The organism is Paenibacillus sp. 3LSP (genome assembly GCF_032465655.1).
GTDB lineage: Bacteria > Bacillota > Bacilli > Paenibacillales > Paenibacillaceae > Fontibacillus > Fontibacillus barengoltzii.
This window is the reverse complement of sequence record NZ_JAWDJI010000179.1, coordinates 18712-43394: the sequence shown is the minus strand read 5'-3', so window position 1 is coordinate 43394 and position 24683 is coordinate 18712. Positions and strand designations below refer to the sequence as shown.

General features: G+C 50.5%; 25 protein-coding genes. 8 read left to right on the top strand and 17 right to left on the bottom strand.

Features of this window, described 5'->3' with window-relative positions; translation table 11 throughout:
• The first annotated feature begins 401 nt into the window (after positions 1 to 401).
• The 3 genes from RW092_RS15230 to RW092_RS15220 are packed head-to-tail and all read left to right on the top strand — an operon-like array spanning position 402 to position 2887.
• Positions 402 to 644, top strand: a complete 243-nt coding sequence (locus RW092_RS15230; protein ID WP_316010610.1) for a FeoA family protein — start codon at positions 402 to 404, stop codon at positions 642 to 644.
• A complete protein-coding gene (gene feoB / locus RW092_RS15225; RefSeq protein WP_316010609.1) occupies positions 641 to 2671 on the top strand; it encodes a ferrous iron transport protein B in 2031 nt (676 codons plus the stop codon). Before RW092_RS15230 ends, feoB begins: the two co-directional genes overlap by 4 nt.
• Positions 2672 to 2704: 33 nt before the next feature.
• Entirely contained in the window at positions 2705 to 2887 is a 183-nt protein-coding gene (locus RW092_RS15220; protein ID WP_051417128.1) for a FeoB-associated Cys-rich membrane protein, read from the top strand.
• Between the two features lies 1 nt (position 2888).
• Here the strand turns inward: RW092_RS15220 and RW092_RS15215 are convergent, their stop codons facing one another.
• From RW092_RS15215 to ilvB, 7 genes are all read right to left on the bottom strand, one after another.
• Positions 2889 to 3995, bottom strand: a complete 1107-nt coding sequence (locus RW092_RS15215) for an ATP-binding protein (protein ID WP_316010608.1) — start codon at positions 3993 to 3995, stop codon at positions 2889 to 2891.
• Between the two features lie 317 nt (positions 3996 to 4312).
• Positions 4313 to 4723 (bottom strand): hypothetical protein, encoded by a 411-nt coding sequence (locus tag RW092_RS15210; RefSeq protein WP_009226715.1) that lies wholly within the window; start codon positions 4721 to 4723, stop codon positions 4313 to 4315.
• 276 nt (positions 4724 to 4999) lie between these two features.
• Complete coding sequence (gene leuB / locus RW092_RS15205; RefSeq protein WP_316010607.1) at positions 5000 to 6079, bottom strand: 3-isopropylmalate dehydrogenase; 1080 nt, start codon at positions 6077 to 6079, stop codon at positions 5000 to 5002.
• Between the two features lie 169 nt (positions 6080 to 6248).
• Positions 6249 to 7781 (bottom strand): 2-isopropylmalate synthase, encoded by a 1533-nt coding sequence (locus tag RW092_RS15200; protein ID WP_016312982.1) that lies wholly within the window; start codon positions 7779 to 7781, stop codon positions 6249 to 6251.
• Positions 7782 to 7893: 112 nt separating this feature from the next.
• On the bottom strand, positions 7894 to 8886 hold the full coding sequence (ilvC, locus tag RW092_RS15195) for a ketol-acid reductoisomerase (protein ID WP_016312983.1): 993 nt from the start codon (positions 8884 to 8886) through the stop codon (positions 7894 to 7896).
• Between the two features lie 240 nt (positions 8887 to 9126).
• Positions 9127 to 9615, bottom strand: coding sequence for an acetolactate synthase small subunit (ilvN, locus tag RW092_RS15190; RefSeq protein WP_016312984.1), 489 nt, complete (start codon positions 9613 to 9615; stop codon positions 9127 to 9129).
• Positions 9612 to 11357 (bottom strand): biosynthetic-type acetolactate synthase large subunit, encoded by a 1746-nt coding sequence (gene ilvB / locus RW092_RS15185; RefSeq protein ID WP_316010606.1) that lies wholly within the window; start codon positions 11355 to 11357, stop codon positions 9612 to 9614. Before ilvB ends, ilvN begins: the two co-directional genes overlap by 4 nt.
• A 554-nt stretch (positions 11358 to 11911) precedes the next feature.
• Here ilvB and RW092_RS15180 point away from each other — a divergent pair.
• Positions 11912 to 12367: a GNAT family N-acetyltransferase gene (locus RW092_RS15180; protein WP_016312986.1), complete on the top strand. Its 456-nt coding sequence runs from the start codon at positions 11912 to 11914 to the stop codon at positions 12365 to 12367.
• Positions 12368 to 12372: 5 nt separating this feature from the next.
• Here RW092_RS15180 and RW092_RS15175 read toward each other — a convergent pair whose 3' ends face one another.
• The 9 genes from RW092_RS15175 to RW092_RS15135 all read right to left on the bottom strand — a co-directional run bounded on the left by RW092_RS15175 (position 12373) and on the right by RW092_RS15135 (position 20916).
• The gene (locus tag RW092_RS15175) at positions 12373 to 12684 is read right to left on the bottom strand and encodes a hypothetical protein (RefSeq protein WP_016312987.1); all 312 of its coding nucleotides are present in this window, start codon (positions 12682 to 12684) and stop codon (positions 12373 to 12375) included.
• Positions 12685 to 12895: 211 nt separating this feature from the next.
• Positions 12896 to 13855: an ABC transporter permease gene (locus tag RW092_RS15170; RefSeq protein ID WP_016312988.1), complete on the bottom strand. Its 960-nt coding sequence runs from the start codon at positions 13853 to 13855 to the stop codon at positions 12896 to 12898.
• 1 nt (position 13856) lies between these two features.
• Positions 13857 to 14930 (bottom strand): ABC transporter permease, encoded by a 1074-nt coding sequence (locus tag RW092_RS15165; RefSeq protein WP_016312989.1) that lies wholly within the window; start codon positions 14928 to 14930, stop codon positions 13857 to 13859.
• Positions 14923 to 16461: an ABC transporter ATP-binding protein gene (locus RW092_RS15160; RefSeq protein ID WP_316010605.1), complete on the bottom strand. Its 1539-nt coding sequence runs from the start codon at positions 16459 to 16461 to the stop codon at positions 14923 to 14925. Before RW092_RS15160 ends, RW092_RS15165 begins: the two co-directional genes overlap by 8 nt.
• Before the next feature lie 127 nt (positions 16462 to 16588).
• The gene (locus RW092_RS15155) at positions 16589 to 17674 is read right to left on the bottom strand and encodes a BMP family lipoprotein (RefSeq protein WP_316010604.1); all 1086 of its coding nucleotides are present in this window, start codon (positions 17672 to 17674) and stop codon (positions 16589 to 16591) included.
• A 535-nt stretch (positions 17675 to 18209) separates the two neighbouring features.
• Positions 18210 to 18569 carry a 50S ribosomal protein L20 gene (rplT, locus tag RW092_RS15150; RefSeq protein WP_009226727.1) on the bottom strand — a complete coding sequence of 120 codons (360 nt, stop codon included), beginning with the start codon at positions 18567 to 18569 and terminating at the stop codon, positions 18210 to 18212.
• 44 nt (positions 18570 to 18613) lie between these two features.
• Positions 18614 to 18814 (bottom strand): 50S ribosomal protein L35, encoded by a 201-nt coding sequence (gene rpmI / locus RW092_RS15145; RefSeq protein WP_009226728.1) that lies wholly within the window; start codon positions 18812 to 18814, stop codon positions 18614 to 18616.
• Positions 18815 to 18901: 87 nt separating this feature from the next.
• Complete coding sequence (infC, locus tag RW092_RS15140) at positions 18902 to 19396, bottom strand: translation initiation factor IF-3 (RefSeq protein WP_009226729.1); 495 nt, start codon at positions 19394 to 19396, stop codon at positions 18902 to 18904.
• Positions 19397 to 19674: 278 nt separating this feature from the next.
• On the bottom strand, positions 19675 to 20916 hold the full coding sequence (locus RW092_RS15135) for a glycosyltransferase family 2 protein (protein ID WP_016312993.1): 1242 nt from the start codon (positions 20914 to 20916) through the stop codon (positions 19675 to 19677).
• Positions 20917 to 21071: 155 nt separating this feature from the next.
• On the opposite strand from RW092_RS15135, the gene RW092_RS15130 reads away from it, so the two are divergent.
• The 4 genes from RW092_RS15130 to RW092_RS15115 all read left to right on the top strand — a co-directional run bounded on the left by RW092_RS15130 (position 21072) and on the right by RW092_RS15115 (position 23806).
• Entirely contained in the window at positions 21072 to 21425 is a 354-nt protein-coding gene (locus tag RW092_RS15130; RefSeq protein ID WP_316010603.1) for a hypothetical protein, read from the top strand.
• Positions 21426 to 21534: 109 nt separating this feature from the next.
• Complete coding sequence (locus tag RW092_RS15125; protein ID WP_036645980.1) at positions 21535 to 22062, top strand: phosphatase PAP2 family protein; 528 nt, start codon at positions 21535 to 21537, stop codon at positions 22060 to 22062.
• A gap of 50 nt (positions 22063 to 22112) precedes the next feature.
• Complete coding sequence (locus RW092_RS15120) at positions 22113 to 23252, top strand: MGDG synthase family glycosyltransferase (protein ID WP_316010602.1); 1140 nt, start codon at positions 22113 to 22115, stop codon at positions 23250 to 23252.
• Between the two features lie 119 nt (positions 23253 to 23371).
• Positions 23372 to 23806 (top strand): hypothetical protein, encoded by a 435-nt coding sequence (locus tag RW092_RS15115; RefSeq protein WP_316010601.1) that lies wholly within the window; start codon positions 23372 to 23374, stop codon positions 23804 to 23806.
• A 75-nt stretch (positions 23807 to 23881) separates the two neighbouring features.
• Here RW092_RS15115 and trmB read toward each other — a convergent pair whose 3' ends face one another.
• A complete protein-coding gene (gene trmB / locus RW092_RS15110) occupies positions 23882 to 24592 on the bottom strand; it encodes a tRNA (guanosine(46)-N7)-methyltransferase TrmB (protein ID WP_316010600.1) in 711 nt (236 codons plus the stop codon).
• Between the last annotated feature and the right edge of the window lie 91 nt (positions 24593 to 24683).

Genomic DNA, 24683 nt, shown 5'->3' with positions numbered 1-24683 from the left:
GTTGTTCGAAAAGTCATCTTTGGATCACGAAGTAACTCAAGAAGTTTCATTCGGCGTCGAATCTTGAATTCACCCAGGCCTTCCGGTGCTCACGTACCCAAATCGTACGCTCCGCTCCTCAGTCCTGGTTTCATTCAACCTTCTCGGTGCTTCAAACCTGACTTTTCGAGCTTCTATTAGATCGGTTGTTCGAAAAGTCATCTTTGGATCACGAAGTATCCACTCTTCGTTATGAAATAAATCACAGTATGGGCCAGCAGAGCGTGCTATATTACTGGTGGATTTGATTGAGATTGATTCTCAATAGCATTGAATCATTTCGATGTTCCAGCCCTGTTTGGCTTACCAGCATGACGATCTCTTGCATTTTCATGATCTTAAGATAGAAGGAGGAAGTTTTCATGCACCCTTGCCGATGCTGTCTGCTGCGTTTGAAACCCGGGACCCCTTGTGCCATCACGCAAATTGGCAATATGGACCCGATCCTGAAACGGCGCCTTGCGGATCTAGGAATCCGGGAAGGATCCCGCGTGGTTGTGAAACGGTACTGCTTATGGGGTGGTCCGGTCACGCTGGAATACGCCGGACAACTGCTGGGCATCCGTCAGAAGGAAGCGGCCCACATCGAGGTGGCGGTCTCATGAACAATGCGGCACTGATCGGGAACCCGAACACGGGAAAAACCTCACTGTTTAACGCCTTAACCCGCTCTTACGAGTATGTCGGCAACTGGGCCGGCGTAACGGTGGAGAAAAAAGTCGGGCACCTGCGGGGGAAGACCGGGCTTCTCACCGACCTGCCGGGGATCTATACTCTGCATCCTTTGTCACGGGATGAGGGGATTGCCGCCGAGTACCTGGCCTCCGAATCCCCTTCCGTCTTAGTCAATATTGTAGACGCCTCTAACTTGGGGCGTAACCTGTATCTAACGCTGCAACTGCTGGAATATGGTAAACCGGTAATCATCGGCTTAAATATGATGGATGTTGCCGAGAACAGCGGGTTGAAGGTGGACCCTGGGAAACTGGCAGACTTGCTGGGCGTTCCTGTTGTTCCGCTGATTGCACGTACAGGTAAAGGAACTAAAGAAGTGCTGCAGGTCATCGAGCAGCAATCTTCTGAATCGGCGCAAGCGCCGCAATTTACGATGGATTATGGTGAAGTGATCGAGCAGGCCATTCAGGAGATCACCCTTGAGCTTGAAGCAGACTGGGAGGATCATCGCCCGGCCTTACGCTGGATCGCCATGCAGGTACTTGAGAACAACCCGGCAGTCATCTCCACACTTCCGCCGCAGACCAACTTGCTCATTCTGCAGAAGATCCGGACCGAAGCGGATGCGAAGCTGGCCGCCAGCGGTTTGGCTCCCTCCGCAGAAGCGTATATCCGCTCCGTGCGAGACCAGCGGATTCAGAACATTTGCAGTGAAGCCGTAGATGCCTCACAGAAGAAACCGCACTCGGTAACCGAACGGATCGATCATATTGTCACCAACCCGTTACTCGGACTCCCGCTGTTTATGGTCTTCATGTACCTCACTTTCCAGTTGACATTTGATTGGCTTGGCAACCCGCTCTCCGATTTGCTGGACGGGTTCATCAGCGGACCACTGACCAGCGGTGTAGAGAATCTTCTTATCCGCATAGGGGCATCGGACTTCACGCAGGCGCTGATCATCGACGGTATTATTGGAGGCGTAGGCGGCGTACTGGTGTTTATTCCGCAGATTTTTATCATGTTCCTGATTATTTCCTTCATTGAAGACTCCGGTTACATGGCTCGGATCACCGTCATGATGGATAGATTAATGGAAATCGTCGGTTTAAACGGCAAAGCGTTAATTCCATTTATCCTGGGCTTTGGCTGCAACGTGCCGGCGATTATGGCTTCCCGCAGCATCGAGCAACCGAAGGAGCGGCTGCTGACCATGCTGCTCATTCCGCTGATGTCGTGTTCCGCACGGCTGCCGGTTTACGCGTTGTTTGCCGGGATCTTTTTCGCGGAATCGCAAGGTCTGATCGTCTTTTCTCTGTATATGCTCGGCATCGTGTTGGCGCTTGGGTTAGCCAAGTTATTCTCGCTGTTCCTGTTCAAAAACGAACGTTCCTTCTTTATCGTCGAGTTGCCGCCTTATCGAATGCCGCAAAGCGTCACCTTGTTCCGCAGCACCTGGGAGAAAGGCAAAGGCTTCCTGCGCAAAGCCGGCACCTTCATTCTTGGCGGTTCTGTGCTGATTTGGCTACTCACGTACCTTGGTCCGGGCGGTGTGGCGGACAACATGGACGACAGCTTCCTCGCAGCCATCGGCGGCTTATTCGCATCCGTCTTGCAGCCGCTAGGCTTCGGCACTTGGCAATCTGGGGCAGCCCTGATTACCGGGTTTATGGCGAAGGAAGTCGTGGTATCCACGATGAACATTATTTATCATGTGCCTGATATGGCCGGACTCCAAGGCCAAATTTCCGCATCCTTCACCGGGCTGCAGGCCTACAGCTTTATGGCCTTCGTTCTGCTCTACACCCCTTGCCTTGCAACAGTTGGCGTTCTTCGCAAAGAAACAGCTTCCTGGAAGTGGACGTTATTTGCGGTCGGCTATTCACTGGCACTGGCTTACCTTGTGGCTTTCTTGATTTATCAGATCGGATGGCGGCTTGGATTTGGACTGGCTTAAGACATTTTCGATAAACGAAAGGAGCTGCTTGTAATGGCCGATATTCTCATCCTTACCGTTATTTTTGGATATGCCGGCTTTGCGTTATACCGTGGCTTCAAGAAAAGCAAAAAAGGCGCCTGCGCCTCCTGCTCGCAGCAGAAGTCTTGTTCTGCGGCTTGCGGGAAGTACGCGGCGTCCTCTTCGCCATCTTCGGCCGAAGGCCCTAAAGATTAAATTAGGATACCAGCGGGAGCGAAATCGTAAAGATCGTTCCCGCTCCTTTTAAACTGTCCACGGAAATGTTCCCCCGATGGTTCCGGATAATCCGGTAACTCACCGACAATCCCAATCCCGTCCCCTTCTCTTTCGTTGTAAAAAACGGATCAAACAAGCGGCTTAGCAGCCCCTTGTCCATTCCGCCGCCGTTATCTTGTATGGAAATGCAGACCGATTTGCCTTCCTTCTCTGCACGGATATCGATCACCCCTTGGTGGTCGCCGCCTACTTCGGCGATAGCATCCATCGCATTTTTGATAATGTTCAAGAGCACCTGCTTGATCTGCTTCACATCGATGGAGACGAGCAGCTCCTCGCTGGGCTCGTGAAGGATCATTTGGCATCCCTTCATCAACGCCTCGCTCTCCGTAAGCAGAACAACCTCCTTCAACAAGGAAGACACGTTGAGCGTCGATTTCTGCGGAGCCGAAGGCTTCGATGAATTCAGAAACTCGTGGATGATATCGTTCGCCCGGTCGATTTCCGTTAAAATAATCCGCGCGTACTCGTCTTTGCCTAGTTGCATCAAATGCGGCCGCAGCAATTGAATGAACCCGCGAATCGCTGTAAGCGGATTCCTAATTTCATGCGCGATTGCAGCAGAAATTTTCCCAAGCATCGCCAGCTTGTCGTTCTGATAAGCCGTTTGTTCGATCCGTTTAAAATCAGATACATCCTTGACGCTGAGCAGAAAATCCCCATCCATCTGATCCCCATATGTAACGGTAATCAACCAATGTCTGCCGTATTCGTCAATTAACTCATGGTACTTTTTGCGGTGGAAGATGGTCTCCCGGTAAATACGCAAGATCTTACGCTTCTTAAATGGGTTGAGATGTGGATGCCGCAGCAGCTGTAATAAATTACAGCCTATCAGGGATTGGCGCGGCATTTCAAGCAGTTTGGCCATCTGTACATTGATAAAGGTTAGAACCCCATCACAGTCAAACAGCATGATTCCGCTGTCCAGGTGTTGGAGTATGTTCTCATACTTGTTTTTTACGAGTTGGGTCGATTGGTATGCTTTGACGGACTGGAGCAATGTCTCTTGAAATTCACTCAACAAGCTTGGTTCCCCCTTTATTCAGATGATGTACTTTGCCTTACAAGACAACATACCATCACTACCTAGAAGAACTACCCTGAAGCGGTGCACTCACCTCAACCTTACCATGCAATCTATGTCTATTTCGCACCGGGCGATGCCATACTTGTCCATTTTTAATTCCGATAAGTCAAAAGCCACCTGTTTCAATCATAGTCATGTTTTCCAAATACCGTCAATCAGAGAAACTGTCGAAAAAAGTGGGATCAACGCAAAACGACGACCTAAGTCCTAAAAAAATACAAATAGTCTCCCTTCTGGAAGACTATTTCTAGGAATTAACGATTGTTATGCAGTAACCGCGCTCGACGACGGCTCATGACCGCCAGCCTCTTCTTCAGCTCTTCCGTCCATTTCTCATCGCCGATTTGCTTGGCAACGGACATGAGGTCCAGCGAAATATCGATTTGACTCTGTACGATAGCCAAGGGATCTTCATCTTCCCGATTAACGCAATTTCCGAAAATGGAGTCATCGTCCTCCATCACAAAATCCTGAAAATCAATTTCCGCGACACCGTCACCATGCGCGTATTCGGCCAGGATTTCGTATTCATTCTCGACTTTATAATGAACCTCAACCCGGTGGCATACCGGGCAAAATAACAGGGGCACATTATGTACCTGCGTGCGATAATGCTTTAAGGTGCCCTTCGTTCCCAGCATGCTGGCTCCGCAGCAAAAGCTCATTCCCCTTCACCCTTTCCCGCGTTTGGTTCATTTCCTCTTCCTGGCTCTCCCTGAAGCCGGGATTTTCCTATAATTTATTCGTGAAGCTTGCTTCAAATTCCTGCGTGTGGATTGTAAATCCTGGGAGCTTAAGTCAATCCTCCGCCGGAGAAAGCTTCTGGGCAAAAAACCCCCGATTTGAGCCAAGCTCAAACAGGGGGCCTTTCTTCTTATTTCTTCCCACATGGTAACATCGGCCATTCCGAAAGTCAATTACACGGCCCCATGCAGATACATTTATTTCTTCATTGCAGCAACGATCAGATCGCCCATTTCCTTAGTCCCAATTGCTTTGCTCTTATCAACGGCGATGTCGCCAGTACGATGTCCGGCATTCAGCACGTCGGTGACAGCGGCTTCGATCGCGTCAGCCGCATCCGCGTAACCAAACGTTAAGCGGAACATCAGCGCAACGGACAAGATTGTCGCAATCGGGTTGGCCAGGTTTTGGCCTGCGATGTCCGGTGCCGAACCGTGTACAGGCTCATACAGCCCAAAGCTGCCTTCGCCCAAGGAAGCGGAGGACAACATGCCAATCGAGCCGGTCAACATGGCCGCTTCATCGCTCAAAATGTCGCCGAACATATTTTCCGTTACGATTACGTCGAAGCTGGCAGGACGGCGCAGCAGCTGCATCGCGCAGTTATCCACCAGAACATGCTCCAGCTCAACGTCCGGATATTCCGGTGCGATCCGGTTCACGACTTCACGCCACAACCGCGACGTTTCCAGCACGTTGGCCTTATCTACCGAAGCCAGCTTCTTCCGGCGCTTCTGGGCAATCTCAAACGCTTGGCGAACGATCCGCTCAACTTCTTTTACGTTATATGCACAGGTATCCACGGCTTCTTGACCTTGCTCTGTATCTCGGCGGTATTTCTCACCGAAGTAGATGCCGCCGGTCAACTCACGCACAACGATAAGGTCCGTCCCTTCAAGCACTTCCGGTTTCAGCGTCGAAGCCTCCTTCAGGCAATCGAATACCACCGCCGGACGCAGGTTCGAGAACAAGCCGAGCGCTTTACGAATACCGAGCAGGCCGGTTTCTGGGCGCAGCTCCTTCGGATTGTTGTCCCATTTTGGACCGCCTACAGCCCCGAGCAGAACAGCATCAGCCTTTTGACAAATCTCCAGCGTCTCTTGCGGCAGCGGCGTTCCTTTCTCATCGATGGCGATCCCGCCGAACAACGCATGCTCCGTTTCAAACTGGTATCCGAACAGCTCCTCTGTCCGTTTCAACACTTTCTCCGCTTCAGCCACCACTTCCGGCCCGATGCCGTCACCCGCGATGACTGCGATTTTCTTGACTTCTGCCATTGCTTCCAGCTCCCTTTCGTGAACATCCTCTTCTTCAGTTGTAACACACCGGGTAAGGATAGACAAAGATATAGAATCTATTAAGGTCATAGGTTTTAACTATAAGTCATCAAAAAAACAGCGAAGCTGCATGAATCAACTCCGCTGTATCCGCACATCCGCGTATTAGTTAAGCCCGAATCGTAGAGTGGCTTTTTCGCTTCTCAATCAACCGATTAATGGCATCGACATAGGCGCGAGCGCTCGCTTCCAAAATGTCGGTGCTAATGCCGCGGCCTTGTACTGAAATGCCGTTTTGCGTCAGCACGACATGCACTTCGCCTTGGGCATCCTTGCCTTGGCTAACGGACTTGATTGAATAGTCCGCCAGTTTGACTTCCTCGCCGGAAGCCAGATCGATGGCATTATAGATCGCATCAACCGAACCGTTGCCTTCGGCTTCCTTCTCGATAATGTCGCCGCCAAGAGTAACGAGCCGCACCTTCGCTGCAGGTGTAGCCTCGTTGCCGTAAGAGACAAAGATCGTCTCGAGGCGGAATTCCTCCGGCGTATCGACCAGTTTCTCCTCAACGATCGCCAGCAGGTCTTCGTCGGTGATCTCCTTCTTCTTATCGGCGAGCGCCTTGAATTTGGCGAAGGCTTCATTTAACCGCTCGTCGTCCAAAGTATACCCCATATCAACCAGCTTCTCGCGGAATGCGTGGCGGCCGGAATGCTTGCCCAACACCAACTTGCTTTCCTTGAGCCCAATCGTTTCCGGGGACATGATTTCGTAAGTCGTTTTCTCCTTCAGCATACCGTCTTGGTGGATGCCGGATTCATGAGCAAACGCATTTGCGCCCACAATCGCCTTGTTGCCCGGCACGACCATCCCGGTCAAGCGGCTGACAAGTCGGCTCGTACGGGCGATTTCCGACAGTTCCAGCGTGGTCTTGGCACCGAAGAAATCAAACCGGGTTTCCAGCGCCAGCGCTACTTCTTCCAGCGCGGTATTGCCGGCCCGTTCCCCGATCCCGTTGATCGTTCCTTCGATTTGGTCGGCTCCGCCGAGGATCGCCGCCAGCGAGTTCGCCGTTGCCAAGCCTAAATCATCATGACAATGGGCGCTCAGTTGGATTTTCTCAATCCCAGGCACCTTCTCCTTGAGCGTACGGAAGATATTGCCGTATTCCTCTGGATACAAATATCCAACGGTATCGGGGATATTGACCACCGATGCACCTTCGCGGATCGCCATCGCCGTCATCTCGCAGAGAAAATCCAGTTCGGTCCGACCTGCATCCTCGCAGGAGAATTCGATCTTCGAAAAGTACTTGCTCGCATAACGAAGTGCCGCTTGCGCGGTTTCCAGGACTTGTTCCTTGCTCATCTTCAGCTTATATTGCCGGTGGATCGGGCTGGTGGCCAGAAACAAGTGAATACAAGGGTCTTCCGCTCCTTGCAGCGCTTCGCGAACCGCATCGATATCCTGGGTGCGCGAACGCGACAAGCCGATTACCGTCGACTTTTTAACTGCACGCGCCACGGCGTTCACGGCTGCCAAATCCCCGGGCGAAGCTGCAGGGAAGCCCGCTTCAATCCGGTCGACGCCCAGCTTCTCCAGCTGATAGGCGATCTCCAGCTTTTCGCGAGTATTCAGGTTGACTCCGGGAGACTGCTCCCCATCCCGAAGCGTCGTATCAAAAATGTAGATTTTGCGCATGCCATGCACCTCCTCCGAAAAAGCTCCAATGCGGCTCACGCATTAGGCACGGCCGCATTGGATATTCAGGTTAATACCTATCTTACGATTTGCAATAGGAACGGTATACCGCTTATTTCTTGATCCAGTGCATCAAGCCGCGCAGCTCTTTGCCGACCACTTCGATCGGATGGTTCGCTTCGTTGCGGCGAGTTGCCGTAAGGAACGCACGGTTGGATTGGTTTTCCAGGATGAAGTCGCGGGCGAATTTCCCTTGCTGGATATCAGCAAGCACTTCTTTCATCGCTTTCTTCGTTTCTTCCGTCACAATGCGCGGGCCAGTGACATAGTCGCCGTATTCCGCCGTGTTGGAGATGGAATCACGCATCGTCGCCAAGCCGCCTTCATAAATCAGGTCGACAATCAGCTTCATTTCGTGCAAGCACTCGAAGTACGCCATTTCTGGAGCATAACCAGCTTCCACCAGCGTCTCGAAGCCAGCTTTGATCAAGGCAGATACACCGCCGCACAATACGGCTTGTTCACCGAACAGATCGGTTTCGGTTTCTTCACGGAACGAAGTTTCGATAACCCCTGCACGTGTACAGCCGATCCCTTTCGCATAAGCAAGGCCGATTTCTTTTGCTTTGCCGGTAGCGTCTTGGTGGATCGCGATCAAGCCAGGAACGCCGAAGCCTTCAACATAAGTACGACGAACCATATGACCTGGGGATTTCGGAGCAACGAGCAATACGTCATTGTCCGGGGAAGGTACGATTTGGCCAAAATGTACGTTAAAGCCGTGAGCGAACAACAATGCAGCGCCTTTCTTCAAGTTAGGCGCGATTTCACTGTTGTAAACCGCAGCTTGAGTTTCGTCCGGCATCAGGATTTGCACAACGTCTGCACGTTTAGTTGCTTCTGCAACGGACAACACTTCAAAACCGTCTTCCTTCGCTTTGTTGAAGGATTTCCCTTCACGCAGGCCGATGATGACATTCAGTCCGCTTTCGCGCAGGTTTTGCGCATGGGCATGTCCTTGGCTGCCGTAACCGATAATAGCAATGGTTTTTCCTTTCAATACGCTGAGATCTGCATCTTGTTCATAGTACAAAGTAACTGCCATTTCTTATGCCCTCCTAAGATTTGCGGGACAGTCAAGCTGTGCCCTTGATTTATTAAGTATAATATGGTTTCCTCCGCCTGTAACGAGCGGGTATTTCAATGGACCGACGCCTTGAAGCAGTAAAGTGAACTTTTGGCTTAATCGATCCCCTCAAACACCCGCTCGGCAGCGAGCGGAGAGGTGAAGCCGCACGCGGCGGCAAATCTACTGTAGTGTCAATGAGCCTGGGTGGAGCCTGGTTTAAGCGTTCCCCCGGATCATGGCGGTGACACCGGTGCGCGACAGCTCCCGGATCCCGTACGGACGAAGCAGTTCAATCATTGCATCGATTTTCTCCGTGTCGCCCACAACTTGGACGATCATGCTGTGCGTCCCGATATCAACGACGGCAGCGCGGAACGTTTCGACAACCCCCATAATTTCCGGGCGCTCCGCCGGCTCTGCTTTGACCTTAATCAAAGCGAGCTCCCGTGCCACCATCGGTCTGGAGCTGAGATTCACAACCTTGATCACGTCGATCAGTTTGTAGAGCTGCTTCTCAATTTGCTCCAGCGTTTTGTCGTCCCCTTTGGTAACGATGATCATCCGGGACAATCCGGCTTCCTCGGATTGTCCCACGGTAATGCTTTCGATATTAAAACCGCGCCGTCCGAAGAGGCCGGCAACGCGCTGCAGAACACCTGGCTGGTCGTTCACTAAAACAGAGATCGCATGGCTTTTCATCATCATTCATCGTCCCCCATCAACATTTGATCAATGGTGGAGCCTTGGGTAACCATCGGATATACATTTTCCTCTTTGCTGACCACGAATTCCACCAGTACCGGTCCCGGCGTGTCGAGCGCTTCCTGCCATACGCGTCTGGCTTCTTCCTTGTTCGTTGCCCGCAGGCCCTTAACGCCGTAAGCTTCCGCCAGTTTGACGAAATCCGGACTTCCTTCGAGATTGATATGGCTGTAGCGATTGTCATAGATTATTTCCTGCCATTGACGTACCATGCCAAGCACCTGGTTATTGATTACTACGACTTTGACCGGAATGTTATTGATCGCGCAGATCGCCAGCTCCTGAGCACACATTTGCATGCCGCCGTCCCCGTTGATCGAGATGACCAACCGGTCGGGATGTCCCATTTGGGCACCAATCGCAGCAGGGAAGCCAAAGCCCATCGTTCCGAGTCCGCCTGAGGTGATCCAAGAGCGAGGCTGGTTAAATTTGTAGTACTGCGCCGTCCACATTTGATGTTGACCAACGTCGGTTGTGATGATCGCTTCGCCGCTTGTCGTTTCATTCAGCATCTCGATTACCCATTGCGGCTTCAGCTCCGTATCCGAGTCCTTATACTTCAGCGGCTTCTCGAGTTTCAGGCGTTGGACTTGCGCTCTCCAAGCATCCGCTTTGTCCGCCCGGGACACGAGAGGATTCAGCATTTCCAGCACCGTTTTGACGTCGCCTACGATCGGGATGTCGGCGTGTACGTTCTTGCCGATCTCGGCAGGGTCGATGTCGATATGAGCCACCTTGGCATGCGGGGCAAATCCGTCCAGCTTGCCGGTCACCCGATCGTCAAACCGCGCCCCGATGTTGATCAACAGATCGGATTGTTGAATCGACTGGTTGGCCGTATACGTGCCGTGCATCCCTGGCATTCCCATCCACAGCTCGTGGCCGCTCGGGAAAGCACCTAAGCCAAGCAAAGTCGTTGTAATCGGAATTTGCGTCTTATTTACAAACTCGAACAGCTGCTCATGCCCGCCGGAGTATACGACGCCGCCCCCGGCAATAATGACCGGACGTTCAGCTTCCTGGATCGCTGCAGCCAATTTGTCCAGCTGCAAACGATTGGGCACCACCGTAGGGTTGTAACCGCGCAGGTTGATGGTTTGAACCGGTTCGAACAACGTTTTGTTCGCGGACACGTCCTTCGGAATGTCGATCAGAACCGGTCCCTTGCGTCCCGTGTTGGCGATGTGGAATGCTTCGTGAATAATTCGCGGCAAATCCTCTACCCGCCGAACCAGATAACTGTGTTTCGTAATCGGCATCGTAATGCCGGTAATATCTGCTTCTTGGAACGCGTCCGTGCCGATGAGGCTGGAAACGACATTCCCTGTAATCACAACCAGCGGAACTGAATCCATAAACGCAGTGGCGATCCCCGTCACCGTGTTCGTTGCTCCCGGACCGGAGGTAGCGATACATACGCCGACTTTGCCGGTAGCCCGAGCGTACCCGTCTGCCGCATGGATGGCGCCCTGCTCATGTCGCGTGAGCAGATGATGGAAGTCTTTAAATCCGTACAGCGCATCGTAAATATACAACACCGCTCCGCCCGGATAACCAAAGACGCATTCGACACCTTCCAAAAGTAAGCTGCGAAGTAGGATTTCGGAACCGGAAATGACTTCCGGTTTCATCCATTTCTCTCGTAATTGTTCTGTAGACCGCATCTCTGGAATTTGAGCGCTCATCAGTCATCCTCCTTTTCATAGGTTGTTTTTAAAAGTCAATTTTTGAAACGCTTATTAAACTAAAAAAACCTTCCGCCCGCCGGAACAGTTTCCTGCTCCGAGGGACGAAAGGTTTTATCCTCCGTGGTACCACCCATTTTTACCCAGCACCTCACAGTGCCAAGCCTTGACGAGTAAAAGCCTAAGCGACCTTACTCGTGGTCCCTAACGCGGACCAGACGATTCCCCCTACTAAGCCTTGGTCGCAAGCGACACCGCGGATGGCTTGCAGCTTTTCAGGGAAACAGCTCCGAGGTGAGCTCGCAGTTAAGGGATTTTGGTGGTGGTCTCAGCAAATCCATCCACTCTCTGAGCAAAGAGCCCTTAAAGCTTCGTCCTCTTCATTGCCGTTGGCAAGATATGCTTCAAATGTTTAGGAACATTATATGATTAGATTACACCGCACGTCAATACCCTAAACAATTAAAGTTTTTGGCTGGAACCCTTTCCCTCCTCTCCCTCATATGATAAAAGATAGTGCCCAATCTTATGCACGGTTAGGAGGAGATTCGCGTATGATTCGTTACAGAAGACCGAAACAGGACGATCCCGTCATCTACGATCTCATCCGCAGGGAGCTTGTCCCCTTCACCCATTTGCCTCCTCAGGACATTGAAGCCGTCTTCAAGGATCTTCCAGTCCGGCTGTCGCGCGGCGTGTCGCTGATTGCGTCACCAACCTATGAAGCGGATCCTGTCGCATTTATCCATTTTCTCATTTATGGCGATTTGTTATATATCGATATGATGGCGGTGGCAACGGAACACCAACGGCAGCGTCACGGCAAGACATTAATGGCCCATGCGGAAAACTTCGCCGTCTCCCGGGGTTGTCAGCGCGCAAAAGTAATGGTGGACCGGGATAACACCCGAGCCCACCTCTTTTACCGCAAATTGGGATATCGGACTCAGCGTTACATCCCATTGTCCCAATGTTATGAACTGGAAAAAAGACTGCCCAGCCGCACTTAAGCCGCTTACCAGAAATACGGGGAAGGATACCCTCCGTACGGCACGCCGCCGTAAGGTACGCCGCCGCCATACGGAACTCCCCCGTACGGATAACCGCCAAAGGCGTATGGAGCGGTGCCGATCGCTAAGAGATCAAACAATACAAGCGGGATGATCGCTTTGGTTTTGACTTTTTTGCCGGGAGCTTGGCGCAGAATCAAGCGATTGCCGCTGATTTTCACCAGCTTCCCTGTAACCACCGTACCGTCTTTTTTATAAGCCGCGATCTGCTTGCCCAGCCATTTCTCGGCTTCTTTTCTCGTAACCGTTCTGCCCATCCGAATTCCTCCTGTCAGGTTAGATCCTATAGCCGTGAAAACCGCTCTGGCCGAACCGTTTGACTCGGCTATTTTGTGTACACCCTTAGCATATGCGCCTGTCTCCACCCTGGCATACACCATCGCCTTGCCCCCTGACAAACGGGCTCCTAACTCCAGCAAGAAAAAAAAGGATGCTGAGCTATAGTCAGCATCCTTTTGGGCTTGTAGCTTATCGTTTCGAAGGATCGTATGGTGTCCCCAACGCCGCTGGTGCCGAGGATCTACCCACCGCACCAACGAGGACGATAATCGTCAGCACGTAAGGGATCATAAAGATAAATTCCTGCGGAATATTTCTCGACCAATCGAACAACTGCACGTAGTTGCGGATCGCCTGCGAGAAGCCAAAGAACATCGCCGCACCGAAGGCGCCCAGCGGGTTCCATTTCCCGAAGATCATGGCCGCAATCGCAATAAAGCCTTGACCGGAAATCGTGTTATGGGCAAACGTACTGGTGGTCGTCAGCGTAATCGTAGCGCCGCCGATCCCACCGAGGACACCGCTGAGCAGCACCCCGATATAACGCATTTTGGTCACGTTCACGCCCAACGTGTCCGCGGCACTTGGATGTTCGCCGACCGAACGCAGGCGCAGCCCAAACGGCGTTTTAAACAACACGAAGTAAATGACCGCAACGAGGATTAACGCCAGATACGTCGTTGGGTACGAGTTAAAGAAGCCTTCCCCGATGATCGGGATATCACGCAGCACCGGGATCGGGAACTTATGGAATACGGTAACCAGCGGAGTTTCAGCAGCTCCGTCGAAAATCAATTTGACGATGTACACCGTCAAACCGGCTGCCAGGAAGTTGATGACGATCCCGCTGATCGTCTGATCCGCCTTAAACGTAATCGTCGCAACGGCATGAATCAGCGCACCAAGCGCCCCCGCTACCATCGCCGCAATGACGCCAACCCAAGGCGAGAAGCTGCCCATCCCTGCTTCTTGGGCATAGTAAGTCCCTACGCCAGCCGCAAACGCCCCGAATATCATCAACCCCTCCAAGCCGATGTTAACGACGCCGGAACGCTCGGAGAAGATCCCGCCAAGCGCTGTAAATATCAACGCCGTGGAAAAGACAAGGGTGGAGTTCAGCAATTGACCAAGCAGTGTAATTACGTCCATCTTACGACACCTTCTCTTTCTTGCGCTTCAGGTAAAACGGCTTCAGCACGATTCTTACAATGCCTTGAGCGGCAATAAAGAATATGATCGAACCGATTACGATCTTAATCAGTTCCGGCGGTACACCGGCGCTAAAGCTCATCCCGGCCGAACCATACGTCAATACGCCGTACAGGATCGAACCGAGCACTACACCAAACGGATGGTTCATGCCCAACAGCGCCACGGCGATGCCGTCAAACCCGTATCCCGGAGAAGCGGCGAATACCGATTGATAATGAAACACGCCCAGTACTTCAAACGTACCAGCCAGACCTGCGAACACACCGCTGATAAACATCGCTTTCACGATGTTGCGACCAACGTTCATGCCGGCGTATTCTGCCGCATTCGGGTTCAGACCTACAGAACGCATTTCATAGCCTTGCTTCGTTTTCCAGAGGTACACAAAGAAGAATACGGCGGTCAGCAAAGCAATTACCGTTCCCCAATGGACCCGTGCGTTATTAAACACATCGTTTAAGAACGTCATCGAAGCGGACGCATCGATGTTCTCCGAACGGTTTTGGCCCTTAAGCAGATAAAAATTGCGAATGATGTAGTTGGAAAAATACAGCGCCGTCCAGTTCAACATAATCGTGGTGATAACCTCATTGATGCCTCGTTTGGCTTTCAGGTAACCTGCAATGGCTGCCCACAGTCCACCGCCGATCCCCCCGCCAATCACTGCTAAGGGAACGAGGATAGCCGATGGCAATCCCTTGAAAGACAACGATATCGCAGTTGCCACCGTCATCCCGATCAAGACTTGTCCATCCGCACCGATGTTAAACATCCCGGAGCGGAAGGCAAAAGCGACCGCTAACCCCGTAAACATCAAAGGGGTAATTTGACGGATCGTTTCCCCGAAATCGTATGGATTACCTATAACCCTTTGCACTAAGGCACCATAGGCCACTAACGGATTGTATCCCCCGATCAGCATAACCACCGCTCCGACTAATAAGCCAAGTACAATGGCTACAAGCGGTAAAACAATGCTATCTAGGGTAAATATTTTTCGCAGCTTATCCAACGCTTTGACCTCCCCGTTCCAGGCTTCCCGCCATCATGAGACCCAGTTCCTGATCGTTAGTTTCGTGCGGAAGCACTTCCCCGACGATCCGGCCTTCATAAATAACGGCAATCCGATCGGATACGTTCATAATTTCATCCAGCTCGAAGGAGATCAACAGCACCGCTTTGCCTTGATCTCGCTGCTCAATCAGCTGTTTGTGAACAAATTCGATCGCCCCGACATCCAGTCCCCGTGTCGGTTGAGCAGCGATCAGCAAATCCGGATTCTTGTCTATTTCCCGCGCAATAATTGCCTTCTGCTGGTTCCCCCCGGACAGGGAGCGCGCCTTCGTCTCAATGCTTGGCGTACGCACGTCAAACGCTTCAACCAACTGCTTGGCATGCTCGTCAATCGCCCGCCGATTAAGGAGACCGCCTTTGCTGTAAGGCGCTTTGTAATAGGTCTCCAGGATCATGTTCTCGCTGATGGAGAAGTCCAGCACCAGTCCGTGCTTATGACGATCCTCAGGAATATGGGACAACCCGCTTTCGATAATCTTACGCGCCGGAAGGTTGGCAATTTCCTTGCCGGACAGCTTGATGGAGCCAGAATCGATTTTCCGCAAGCCCGTAATCGCCTCAATCAATTCACTTTGTCCGTTGCCGTCTACCCCGGCAATGCCGACGATTTCCCCGGCACGCACATCCAGGTTCAGTCCGTTAAGGATCTGAATGCCCTGCTTGTCCTTCGCTTTCAAATCTCTCAGCTGCAGGACGGGCTCGCCAATTTGCGGTTCTTTCTTATCTACCTTGAAGCTTACGCCCCGGCCCACCATCTTCTCGGCCAGTTCTTGCGGATTCGTCTTTGCCGTTTCAACGGTATCAATGACTTTACCCCGACGAATAATGGTCACTCGGTCGGAAATCTCCATAATTTCCTTCAATTTGTGCGTGATCAAGATGATGGACTTGCCCTCTGCCACCAGCCGTCTCATAATCGCCATCAATTCTTCGATTTCCTGAGGCGTCAGCACAGCAGTAGGCTCGTCAAATATAAGGATATCTGCGCCGCGGAACAGAATTTTCAAGATCTCGACCCGCTGCTGCATCCCGACGGAAATATCATGAATTTTCGCGTTGGGATCAACTTGCAGGCCGTACTGCTCCGACAGTTTCGCCACTTGGGCGGTCGCCGATTTATAGTCGATATTAAGTCCTTTTTTGGGTTCCATGCCAAGAATGATATTCTCGGTCACCGTAAAAGGATGAACTAGTTTAAAATGCTGGTGCACCATCCCAATGCCTAGTTTAATCGCCTTGTTGGGATTGTCGATTGTCACCGGCTGGCCATTCATTTCGATTGTGCCTTCATCCGGCTGATACAGACCAAATAAAATGTTCATCAACGTTGATTTACCCGCGCCGTTCTCGCCTAGCAAGGCGTGAATCTCGCCCTTGCGTAAGGTTAGGCTGATGGAATCGTTCGCGACGATACCGGGAAACCGTTTTGTGATTTGCTTCAACTCGACTACGGGAGCTTCAGCGCTCATGAAACCACCCTCACCATTATGGGATTAACGCAAGCAACAAGGCCAGTAGATCCACTGGCCTTGCTCGCTTGAATGACTTAATTATATTCCACTGTCCATACGGACGTAAATGTCTTGCGCTTGCTGATTACTCAGCAGGAACCGTAATTTCGCCATTGACGATTTTTTGTTTAAATTCTTCGACTTTGTCCAAGATTTCTTGACTCAGGTTCGGATTCTCTTCCGGCAAACCTACGCCGTCTTCTTTCAGCGTCAAGTTCGTGACTTGACCGCCTTTGAAGCTACCGTCGATGACTTGTTGAGTTACGTTCTTAACAGCAACGTCAACGCGTTTCATCATGGAAGTCAGGGTTACTTCGTCACCGAATTCCAGCGATTGGTCTTTGTCTACGCCGATAACCCACAATTTGTTAGCACCGCCGGCTTGGTTACGAGCCGCTGCTTCGTTGAATACGCCGTTCCCCGTTTGACCTGCAGCCGGGAAGATGATGTCTGCGCCATCGTTAAACAATTGGCTTGCCAAGGATTTACCTACGTCCGGTTTGTCATATGCACCTGCATAAGTAACCGTTACTTTTGCATCTGGGTTAACCGCAGCTACACCCGCTTGGAAACCAACTTCGAAGCGTTTGATAACCGGGCTTTCCATCCCGCCGATAAAGCCGATTTTGTTTGTTTTCGTGGTCAGACCAGCAACAACGCCAACCAAGAAGGAACCTTCGTTTTCGGCAAATGTTACGGACTCTACGTTAGGAGCATCAACCACATTGTCGATGATTGCCATTTTTGCGTTTGGATTCGCTTGAGCAACTTGTAATGTCGCATCGCCAAGGTCAAAGCCGATCGACCAAGTCAAGTCATAGCCGCCTTGTACGAATTGGTTCAAGTTTGGAACATAGTCAGAGCTTTGGTTACTTTGCAGATATTTGGTTTGGAGACCAGTCTCTTTATTCAGCTCAGTCAAAGCTTCCCATGCCGATTGGTTAAAGGATTTGTCGTTTACGCCGCCCACGTCAGTAACGAGACCGACTTTAATCTTCGATGCATCGGTTGCCGTTTCGCCGTTGCCTGCTTGCGTGTTGTCTGCTGTATTTCCGGCATTTCCTGCATTAGTTGTTCCGCCGTTGTTTGCTGCATTTTTGTTGCCGCATCCCGCCAAAACCAGAGTAAATGCGAGCACCAAGAGTAAAGAAAGTTTGAAAGCTTTGTTCATTGCGGTTAATCCCCCTTAAAATTTTGTGAGTCTTGTCTAAGTTGACCACACAGACAGATTATACCTGTAAAATATTCTAAAATCCATACTTTTAATAACCTTGGGTTAAATAATTTTCGCCTTTATTTTCAATAAAACGCTTACTTTCGACAAATTTATCATCCAATGTTCGCGTCATGTGAGGTTATGCAGTGAACCGCGGGATTTCCGAACATTCACACCTGATCCACGAGCAAACATTAGTGATTACCCAGGTTTGTAAGGATTGACGATCGTGTCGTGCGGTTCTTCTATAGCATTCCATATTTCCGACAATTCCATGCCCTAAACTCAAGGCTTTCTGTCGAAGGCACAATCCCCTACCCCGGGAACATTCCATGGATTTCCAGGAAATAGCACTCCGAAAACACCAACACAATCCTGCCGCGTGTGCATCGTTTCGGCTCCAGTCTATGTAATTCCCCTCAGACGGCTCGATTCCCCAAAAAAAGCGCCGTCCCGGAAGATCCGGAAACAGCGCCTTATCGTTTGAGTTTTACGCGTTGATTTTCTCTTTAGCAACAGCTGCCAAAGAATTGAAGGCATTCAAGTCGTTCACTGCGAGATCAGCCAGCATTTTGCGGTTGATGTTCACGTCAGCGAGCTTCAAGCCATGCATCAATTTGCTGTAGGACAAACCGTTCATGCGAGCTGCCGCATTAATACGAACGATCCACAGTTTGCGGAAGTCGCGTTTTTTCGCGCGGCGGTCACGGTAAGCGTACAGCAAGGATTTCATCACTTGCTCGTTCGCAGTTTTGAAAATGCGGTGTTTGGAACCAAAATAACCTTTAGCCAGTTTCAGTACTTTTTTATGACGACGACGAACGACGAATCCGCCTTTTACTCTTGCCATTTAAAAAACCTCCCAATAAGTTGTGTAAATTGTTCCTTCGAAAATTACTTCAGGTTCGCCAGTTGCTGCTTCATGCGGCGAACGTCACCTGCGTATGCAACAGGGCTGTTAGCCAAAACACGTTTTGCACGTTTGGACTTATGGGACAGCAAGTGATTGCGGTTCGCTTTGTAACGTCTAACTTTACCGGATCCGGTAATTTTGAAGCGGCCTTTCAGGCTGCTGTGGGTTTTCATTTTAGGCATTGTACTTCCCCCTCAAAGTTTGTGAACGCCCGTTTTCTCTTTCAGGTCATTCCGCATTCGGAACGATCATATATAGAAAACAAACGATTAGTTTTTCGGTGCCAGGATCATGATCATACTGCGTCCTTCCAGTTTCGGAACTCGTTCAACATTCGAGATTTCCGCAACCTCATCTTTGACGCGGTCGAGAATTTTCTTCCCGATGTCGGCATGGGTAATTTCCCGTCCGCGGAAGCGAACCGAGCACTTAACCTTGTCGCCATCTTTCAAAAATTTGATCACATTGCGAAGTTTCGTTTGGAAGTCGTGTTCCTCGATATTCGCACGGAACCACACTTCCTTGATGTCCACAATTTTCTGATTCTTGCGGGCTTCCTTCTCTTTCTTCTGCTGCTCGTAACGGAACTTGCCATAGTCCATAATCCGGCATACCGGCGGCTTGGCAGTCGGCGCAACGTTCACCAGATCCAGATTCAGGTCCATCGCCATCTGCAGCGCTTCGCGCAGCGGCTTGATGCCGATTTGTTCGCCTTCAGCACCTACCAGACGGACCTCTTTCGCACGAATCTCTTCATTGATCAAATGTTCCTTACTGATAATCCTCCACCTCCAAGTGGTCTTAAGTAATGACTCGGACCCTGTACTCACACACATAAAAAGGATGCAGGCCCAATACCCGCATCCCTCATTGATCGTCAATTCTTCATGAACATAAGCATTCATAAATGAACGGATCAAAACCAGCCAACACGTGCGTCGGTCAGGTGAGAAGCCGGGGCCTCTGCTTGCAATCCAAAAATATCTTGCAACCTCAAATACTATATCATGTGCAATTTACCAAGTCAAGAGCCGTTCGCAAATTAACTCACCTTGTTGCTTTGGACTTCTTCGAGGCGAACCACCCGCGTATGCTGCGTATGGCTCCATTGCTTGTTGTTCTGGGTGAAGAACGCATAGAACGTGATTGGCCACCAGGAAATCAGGTAAATCGGGAACAGAACCAAGTAAGCATAGACCTTCTTCGATTTAACCTTCTCCAGGAACATCGCCATCAAGAAAATAAACACGTTCGCGACAATCGCCACATACGACACCCACATCGGCAGGTAGCCATACAACGTTTTAACATGCGGTTCTTGCATTAACGATTGGTCAACCCAAATAAACGCCGTCAGCAGGAACGTCAATAACACGATGTACACGTTGGCTCCGTAAAGCGCCATGTCCAGCTTCACCATGTTCCGCTCCTTGATACTCTTCCACAACAGCGGGAAGAAATAACGGCGAGCGACAGTGAAGTGACCCTGCATCCAACGCAGACGTTGGCGTGCCGACGCTTTGAACGTCAATGGCTTCTCATCGAACAGCTTCGCGTCGTAGTTAAACACCGGATACACTCCGCGTTCAACGCAACGCATCGTAAATTCAAGGTCTTCTACCAAGCTTGTAGCGCCCCAGCCGATTTCTTTCAACAGCTCGGTTTCAAAGCACATTCCTGTGCCGCCAAGGAAGTTCGCCATTTTCAGGTTCGTCCGGGACAACTGCCACAGACGGTTACAATACCAGTACGAAATCCCGTAAGAAGCGGTAATCCAGGAATCCTCCGGATTCTTCGTATCGATATAGCCTTGGATGACCCGCGCGCCTGCGCATAGATCGTTGTTCATTTCCCGCAGGAAATCCGGATGCACCAAATTGTCGGCATCGAACATCACAACGGCGTCGTATTGACGCGGCATCTTCCATAGCTGCTTCAGCATCCATTCGATCGCATAACCTTTCCCCCGCAAGTTCGGGTTGGTCCGAACGCAAGCGTTCATCCCGTGGCTGCGAACGATATTTGCGGTATTATCGCTGCAGTTATCGCAAATGACAAACACGTCGTACAATTCTTTTGGGTAGTTCATTTGCTTCAAATTTTCCATCAACGCCCCGACCACTTTTTCCTCGTTATGCGCTGCGACCAGCACCGCAAAGGATTTGTTCGGTTCGTATTGCACTTTGTTCTTCTTTCTGTACATGCCAAATAAAGCCAAACCAAATTGATACACCCCAACCACTGCCAGGACGACCTGCAGTGAAATCAAGATGACATCCAACATGATTTCTTGCCCCCTTTTTACCCCGATGTCTTTTTTATCTTTCGGAGCTTTTGATTGTAATGACCCTTTCTTTCTTGTCTTGCTCTTTCTTTTCTAGATCTTTGTTGGACTTGTCGCCGGCTCTTTTTTTCAAACCAAATATGATTTTCCACAACTTGACGTCGTTTGTCAAAGTAACTGTAGCCCCTATGCTGCGCAAAAAACTGGAAGACTGGTGGATTTGGGCATACAGGGACCCCCGCAACCTGCTTTCAGGTACGGTTACATCCTATTTTCATCACTTTTGGCAAATTTTATTTCCTTTTTTAATTTTTTTATTGCTCGGCTGGACAACTTGTTGGCGTTACATTTACATAAACGAACTTGCTTGGCAAAAAGTTAACAAATCTGCACCCTTTTTTAAACAGATCTGTTATGATTTGAATCATTGTAAAGGTGCGAAGAACGAAATGTCAAAAAAGAGCACGGCTACAGCGCAAAAAAACGTCCTTGAAAAGGCCATGGATTAAAAATATGATAAGTCTAACTTCAAAATGCCATGCTATTTGAAAAGAGCAGCCACGGGACAGGCACTTTCCGGGGGCTAGAACGCGGCCAACCATCATGCGGAGGGATATTATGACTCGTTTATTCCATAAGCTTCAACAACTCGACCGACAGCTCTTTGTAGGAATCAACGGCCGCCTGCACCGCAGTTTTCTGAATTTCTGGCTGTATCATTTAACTCATTTAGGGGGAGCTTGGTTCACCATCCTTTCGTCCTTGCTCATCTGGCTTGCGGCTCCGCAGCCATGGAGCAAAATCGGCCTGCAATCCTGCGTCGCGCTCGCGATCAGTCATCTTCCAGTCGCACTCGTCAAAAAAACCTACCCGCGTCTTCGGCCCTACTTAACGCTGCCGGGAACCAATACGTTCCGGAATCCGCTGACGGACCACTCGTTTCCGTCCGGGCATACAACGGCCATTTTTTCCATTACGGTTCCGTTTATGGCCGCGGTTCCAAGCTTGATTCTGGTGCTGCTCCCCATCGCGTTAATCGTGGCAGTTTCGCGTATTTATTTAGGCCTGCATTACCCTTCAGATACTCTCGCAGGAGCGGTCATCGGCTCCTCTGTAGCGCTTGGAACGGTTGCATTATGGGCTTAAAGGGGATATTGTAGACAGTAGGAAAACCTTGCAGGAATAAGGTGAAACCAGTGCAAAAACAGAGAGTCTTACTTTTATCCGAGGGGTTTGGAGCCGGTCACACGCAAGCGGCCTACGCGCTCTCCAGCAGTTTACGAAAGATTGCGCCAAACATACAGACGAAAGTCCTAGAGCTGGGCAGTTTTTTGAACCCTAGGGTGGCGCCGATCATCATCACCGCTTACAAGAAAACGGTGTCCTCGCAGCCTCGGCTTGTCCGTATGATGTATCGCAGCAACTACAAGAAATCTTTAAACCGATTGACGACGATGGCTCTTCATCGGATTTTTTATACGCGTACAATTCAAATTATCCGTCAGCTTCATCCCGACGTGATCGTCTGCACCCATCCGATCCCCAGCGCGGTGATTTCCCGCCTGAAACGGCTGGGTATGTTGGACGTGCCGCTCTGTACCGTCATTACCGATTATGATGTGCACGGAGCTTGGGTGAGCCGGGAAGTGAATTGTTATCTCGTGTCCACCGACCAGGTGCAGAAGAAACTGATGGAACGGGGCGTAGACAAAAGCAAAATCCTGATTACCGGCATCCCGATCCATCCGAATTTCTGGGAGCGCCATCGGAAGGAAGATATCCGCCTGCAATTCCATCTGAAGGATATGCCTACCGTTCTGGTCATGGGCGGGGGCTGGGGCTTCATGAAGGACGAAGCGGTCAATGCCCTGCTCGCCTCTTACCGGGAGCAAATTCAAGTCATTTTCTGTCTGGGCAGCAACGAGAAGTCGTTGGAGAAAATGCAAAAGGATCCCCGATTCATTCATCCCAACATTCATCTGCTCGGGTTCACGAAGGAAATTGACAAGCTGATGGAAGTGTCCGATTTACTGATCACCAAGCCGGGCGGCATGACCTGCTCGGAGGGGCTGGCCAAAGGCATCCCGATGCTGTTCCACCAGCCGCTTCCCGGCCAGGAAGAGGAAAATTCGCATTATTTTGCCCAGCAAGGTTGGGGAACCCCGATGAAATCGCTGGACGATATTACCGATTGGATCAAACGGTTGACCGAGCAATACGACGAAGTCGTGCGGAAACGGGAAAAGGTCTTGAACCATATCGCCAAATTCCGGCCGATGCAAAGTGCTCAAGCTATCATTGATTTACTTGGGAATACGAATTTCATCCGAAAATAAACAGAAACCTAGGTGGCTCGACAACAAGATCCCCCTAGGTTTCTTTTTAGCTTTTTGTTTTTACTTATTTTCCCTTATGCGTTAATATTAACTTGTCGTCTTAATAGGAGGCTAAAGGGGTGTCTGGCAGGATGTATGGCAAATTCATTTCTTTATGTATCGCACTATTGACATTGAGTATTGCATTTACGCCCGCTGTTATTGCAAGCTCAACCACTCCTGTACAATCCACGGAAGAAGCAAAAAGTGATGTTCTTTCCGAAGCACGAATCACTTTTCGTGATGGCCAAGGCACTCATAGTTTTGATTACGAGAAGAAGGATCACTCGAAAATCACCCATGTGTATGTCAAGAACACCGGCACTAAAAATGTATATTATCAACTCATTTCCCCCACCGGGTGGGTTTGGGTAAAGACTACTATCCTCCCTGGCAGTGCTTTTACTTCTGATCATGCCTTTGGTTCCCAGTTAGAAGGGAAATGGTCCCTTAAATTTGATACGGATGACGGGTCACCCGCTTCCTTGGAGATTAGCGTACAGGTCAAGCCGTAAAGAAAACGTCTATCCATCGAAAAAACAGCCAACTCTCGATTCGAGCTGGCTGTTTTTGAACTCCATAAGCAGCGGTTATTTAAACATATCCATCTTCCGCTCATGATAACGCTGCAAGGCCGCTTCGCCAACCATCACCTCGCAGCGGTAGATCGGCATGCCTTGTCCCACAAATTTGCTTTCGTATTCCGTCATGACATGAGCTTCATTAATCCCACCTTCATGCAGGCTCAGCGAAATATCGCTCATCTGCAGTCCAACCGCGGCAAAGGCATTCAGCGAAAATTCAAACAGTACGCGGGAGTCGGTCTTGAAGTGAATCTCGCCATTTTCGTTCAGGAGCTGACGATATTTCTCCAAAAACCGCGGGTGCGTCAAGCGCCGGCGCCAATGCTTCTTCTTCGGCCACGGATCGCTGAAATTCAAATAAATGCGCTCCACTTCCCCCGGTGCAAAAAAGTCCTCGATCATTTCAATGTTACCCAGCGCCAAACGAACGGTTTGCGGCTGCAGTCCACCCTGCTCGTCCCATTTCGCGCGAACCTTCTCGCTCGCCCGGCGAATCAACTCATCATACATGTCCATGCCGATGAAGTTTACGTCCGGATATTTAACACTCATGCCGCTAATAAACTGGCCCTTGCCCATGCCAAGCTCGATGTGGATCGGACGGCCGTTGCCGAACACCTCCGCCCAACGTCCTTTATATTCCCGGGGATTCAGCACAACCAGATCCTGCTGCTGTTCCAAATGCTCCCGTATTCCTTTTCTGCCGCGTAAACGCATGTTATTCCTCCGCTTTCTTGGTATCCATTCCTTGCAATATTGTGCCGAAGTTTGTTGCAAATGTAAAGCACGCAATGAAAAAGGAACCAAC

Bases quoted from the DNA above. Each gene is read 5' to 3' on its own strand.
- RW092_RS15220 (WP_051417128.1), top strand. From the start codon at position 2,705: ATGGCCGATATTCTCATCCTTACCGTTATTTTTGGATATGCCGGCTTT.
- RW092_RS15200 (WP_016312982.1), bottom strand. From the start codon at position 7,781: ATGCGCAAAATCTACATTTTTGATACGACGCTTCGGGATGGGGAGCAG.
- RW092_RS15230 (WP_316010610.1), top strand. From the start codon at position 402: ATGCACCCTTGCCGATGCTGTCTGCTGCGTTTGAAACCCGGGACCCCT.
- RW092_RS15125 (WP_036645980.1), top strand. From the start codon at position 21,535: ATGACTCGTTTATTCCATAAGCTTCAACAACTCGACCGACAGCTCTTT.
- rplT (WP_009226727.1), bottom strand. From the start codon at position 18,569: ATGGCAAGAGTAAAAGGCGGATTCGTCGTTCGTCGTCGTCATAAAAAA.
- feoB (WP_316010609.1), top strand. From the start codon at position 641: ATGAACAATGCGGCACTGATCGGGAACCCGAACACGGGAAAAACCTCA.
- RW092_RS15170 (WP_016312988.1), bottom strand. From the start codon at position 13,855: ATGGACGTAATTACACTGCTTGGTCAATTGCTGAACTCCACCCTTGTC.
- RW092_RS15160 (WP_316010605.1), bottom strand. From the start codon at position 16,461: ATGAGCGCTGAAGCTCCCGTAGTCGAGTTGAAGCAAATCACAAAACGG.
- rpmI (WP_009226728.1), bottom strand. From the start codon at position 18,814: ATGCCTAAAATGAAAACCCACAGCAGCCTGAAAGGCCGCTTCAAAATT.
- RW092_RS15175 (WP_016312987.1), bottom strand. From the start codon at position 12,684: ATGGGCAGAACGGTTACGAGAAAAGAAGCCGAGAAATGGCTGGGCAAG.
- RW092_RS15210 (WP_009226715.1), bottom strand. From the start codon at position 4,723: ATGAGCTTTTGCTGCGGAGCCAGCATGCTGGGAACGAAGGGCACCTTA.
- leuB (WP_316010607.1), bottom strand. From the start codon at position 6,079: ATGGCAGAAGTCAAGAAAATCGCAGTCATCGCGGGTGACGGCATCGGG.
- RW092_RS15180 (WP_016312986.1), top strand. From the start codon at position 11,912: ATGATTCGTTACAGAAGACCGAAACAGGACGATCCCGTCATCTACGAT.
- ilvC (WP_016312983.1), bottom strand. From the start codon at position 8,886: ATGGCAGTTACTTTGTACTATGAACAAGATGCAGATCTCAGCGTATTG.
- RW092_RS15155 (WP_316010604.1), bottom strand. From the start codon at position 17,674: ATGAACAAAGCTTTCAAACTTTCTTTACTCTTGGTGCTCGCATTTACT.
- ilvN (WP_016312984.1), bottom strand. From the start codon at position 9,615: ATGATGATGAAAAGCCATGCGATCTCTGTTTTAGTGAACGACCAGCCA.
- trmB (WP_316010600.1), bottom strand. From the start codon at position 24,592: ATGCGTTTACGCGGCAGAAAAGGAATACGGGAGCATTTGGAACAGCAG.
- ilvB (WP_316010606.1), bottom strand. From the start codon at position 11,357: ATGAGCGCTCAAATTCCAGAGATGCGGTCTACAGAACAATTACGAGAG.
- RW092_RS15135 (WP_016312993.1), bottom strand. From the start codon at position 20,916: ATGTTGGATGTCATCTTGATTTCACTGCAGGTCGTCCTGGCAGTGGTT.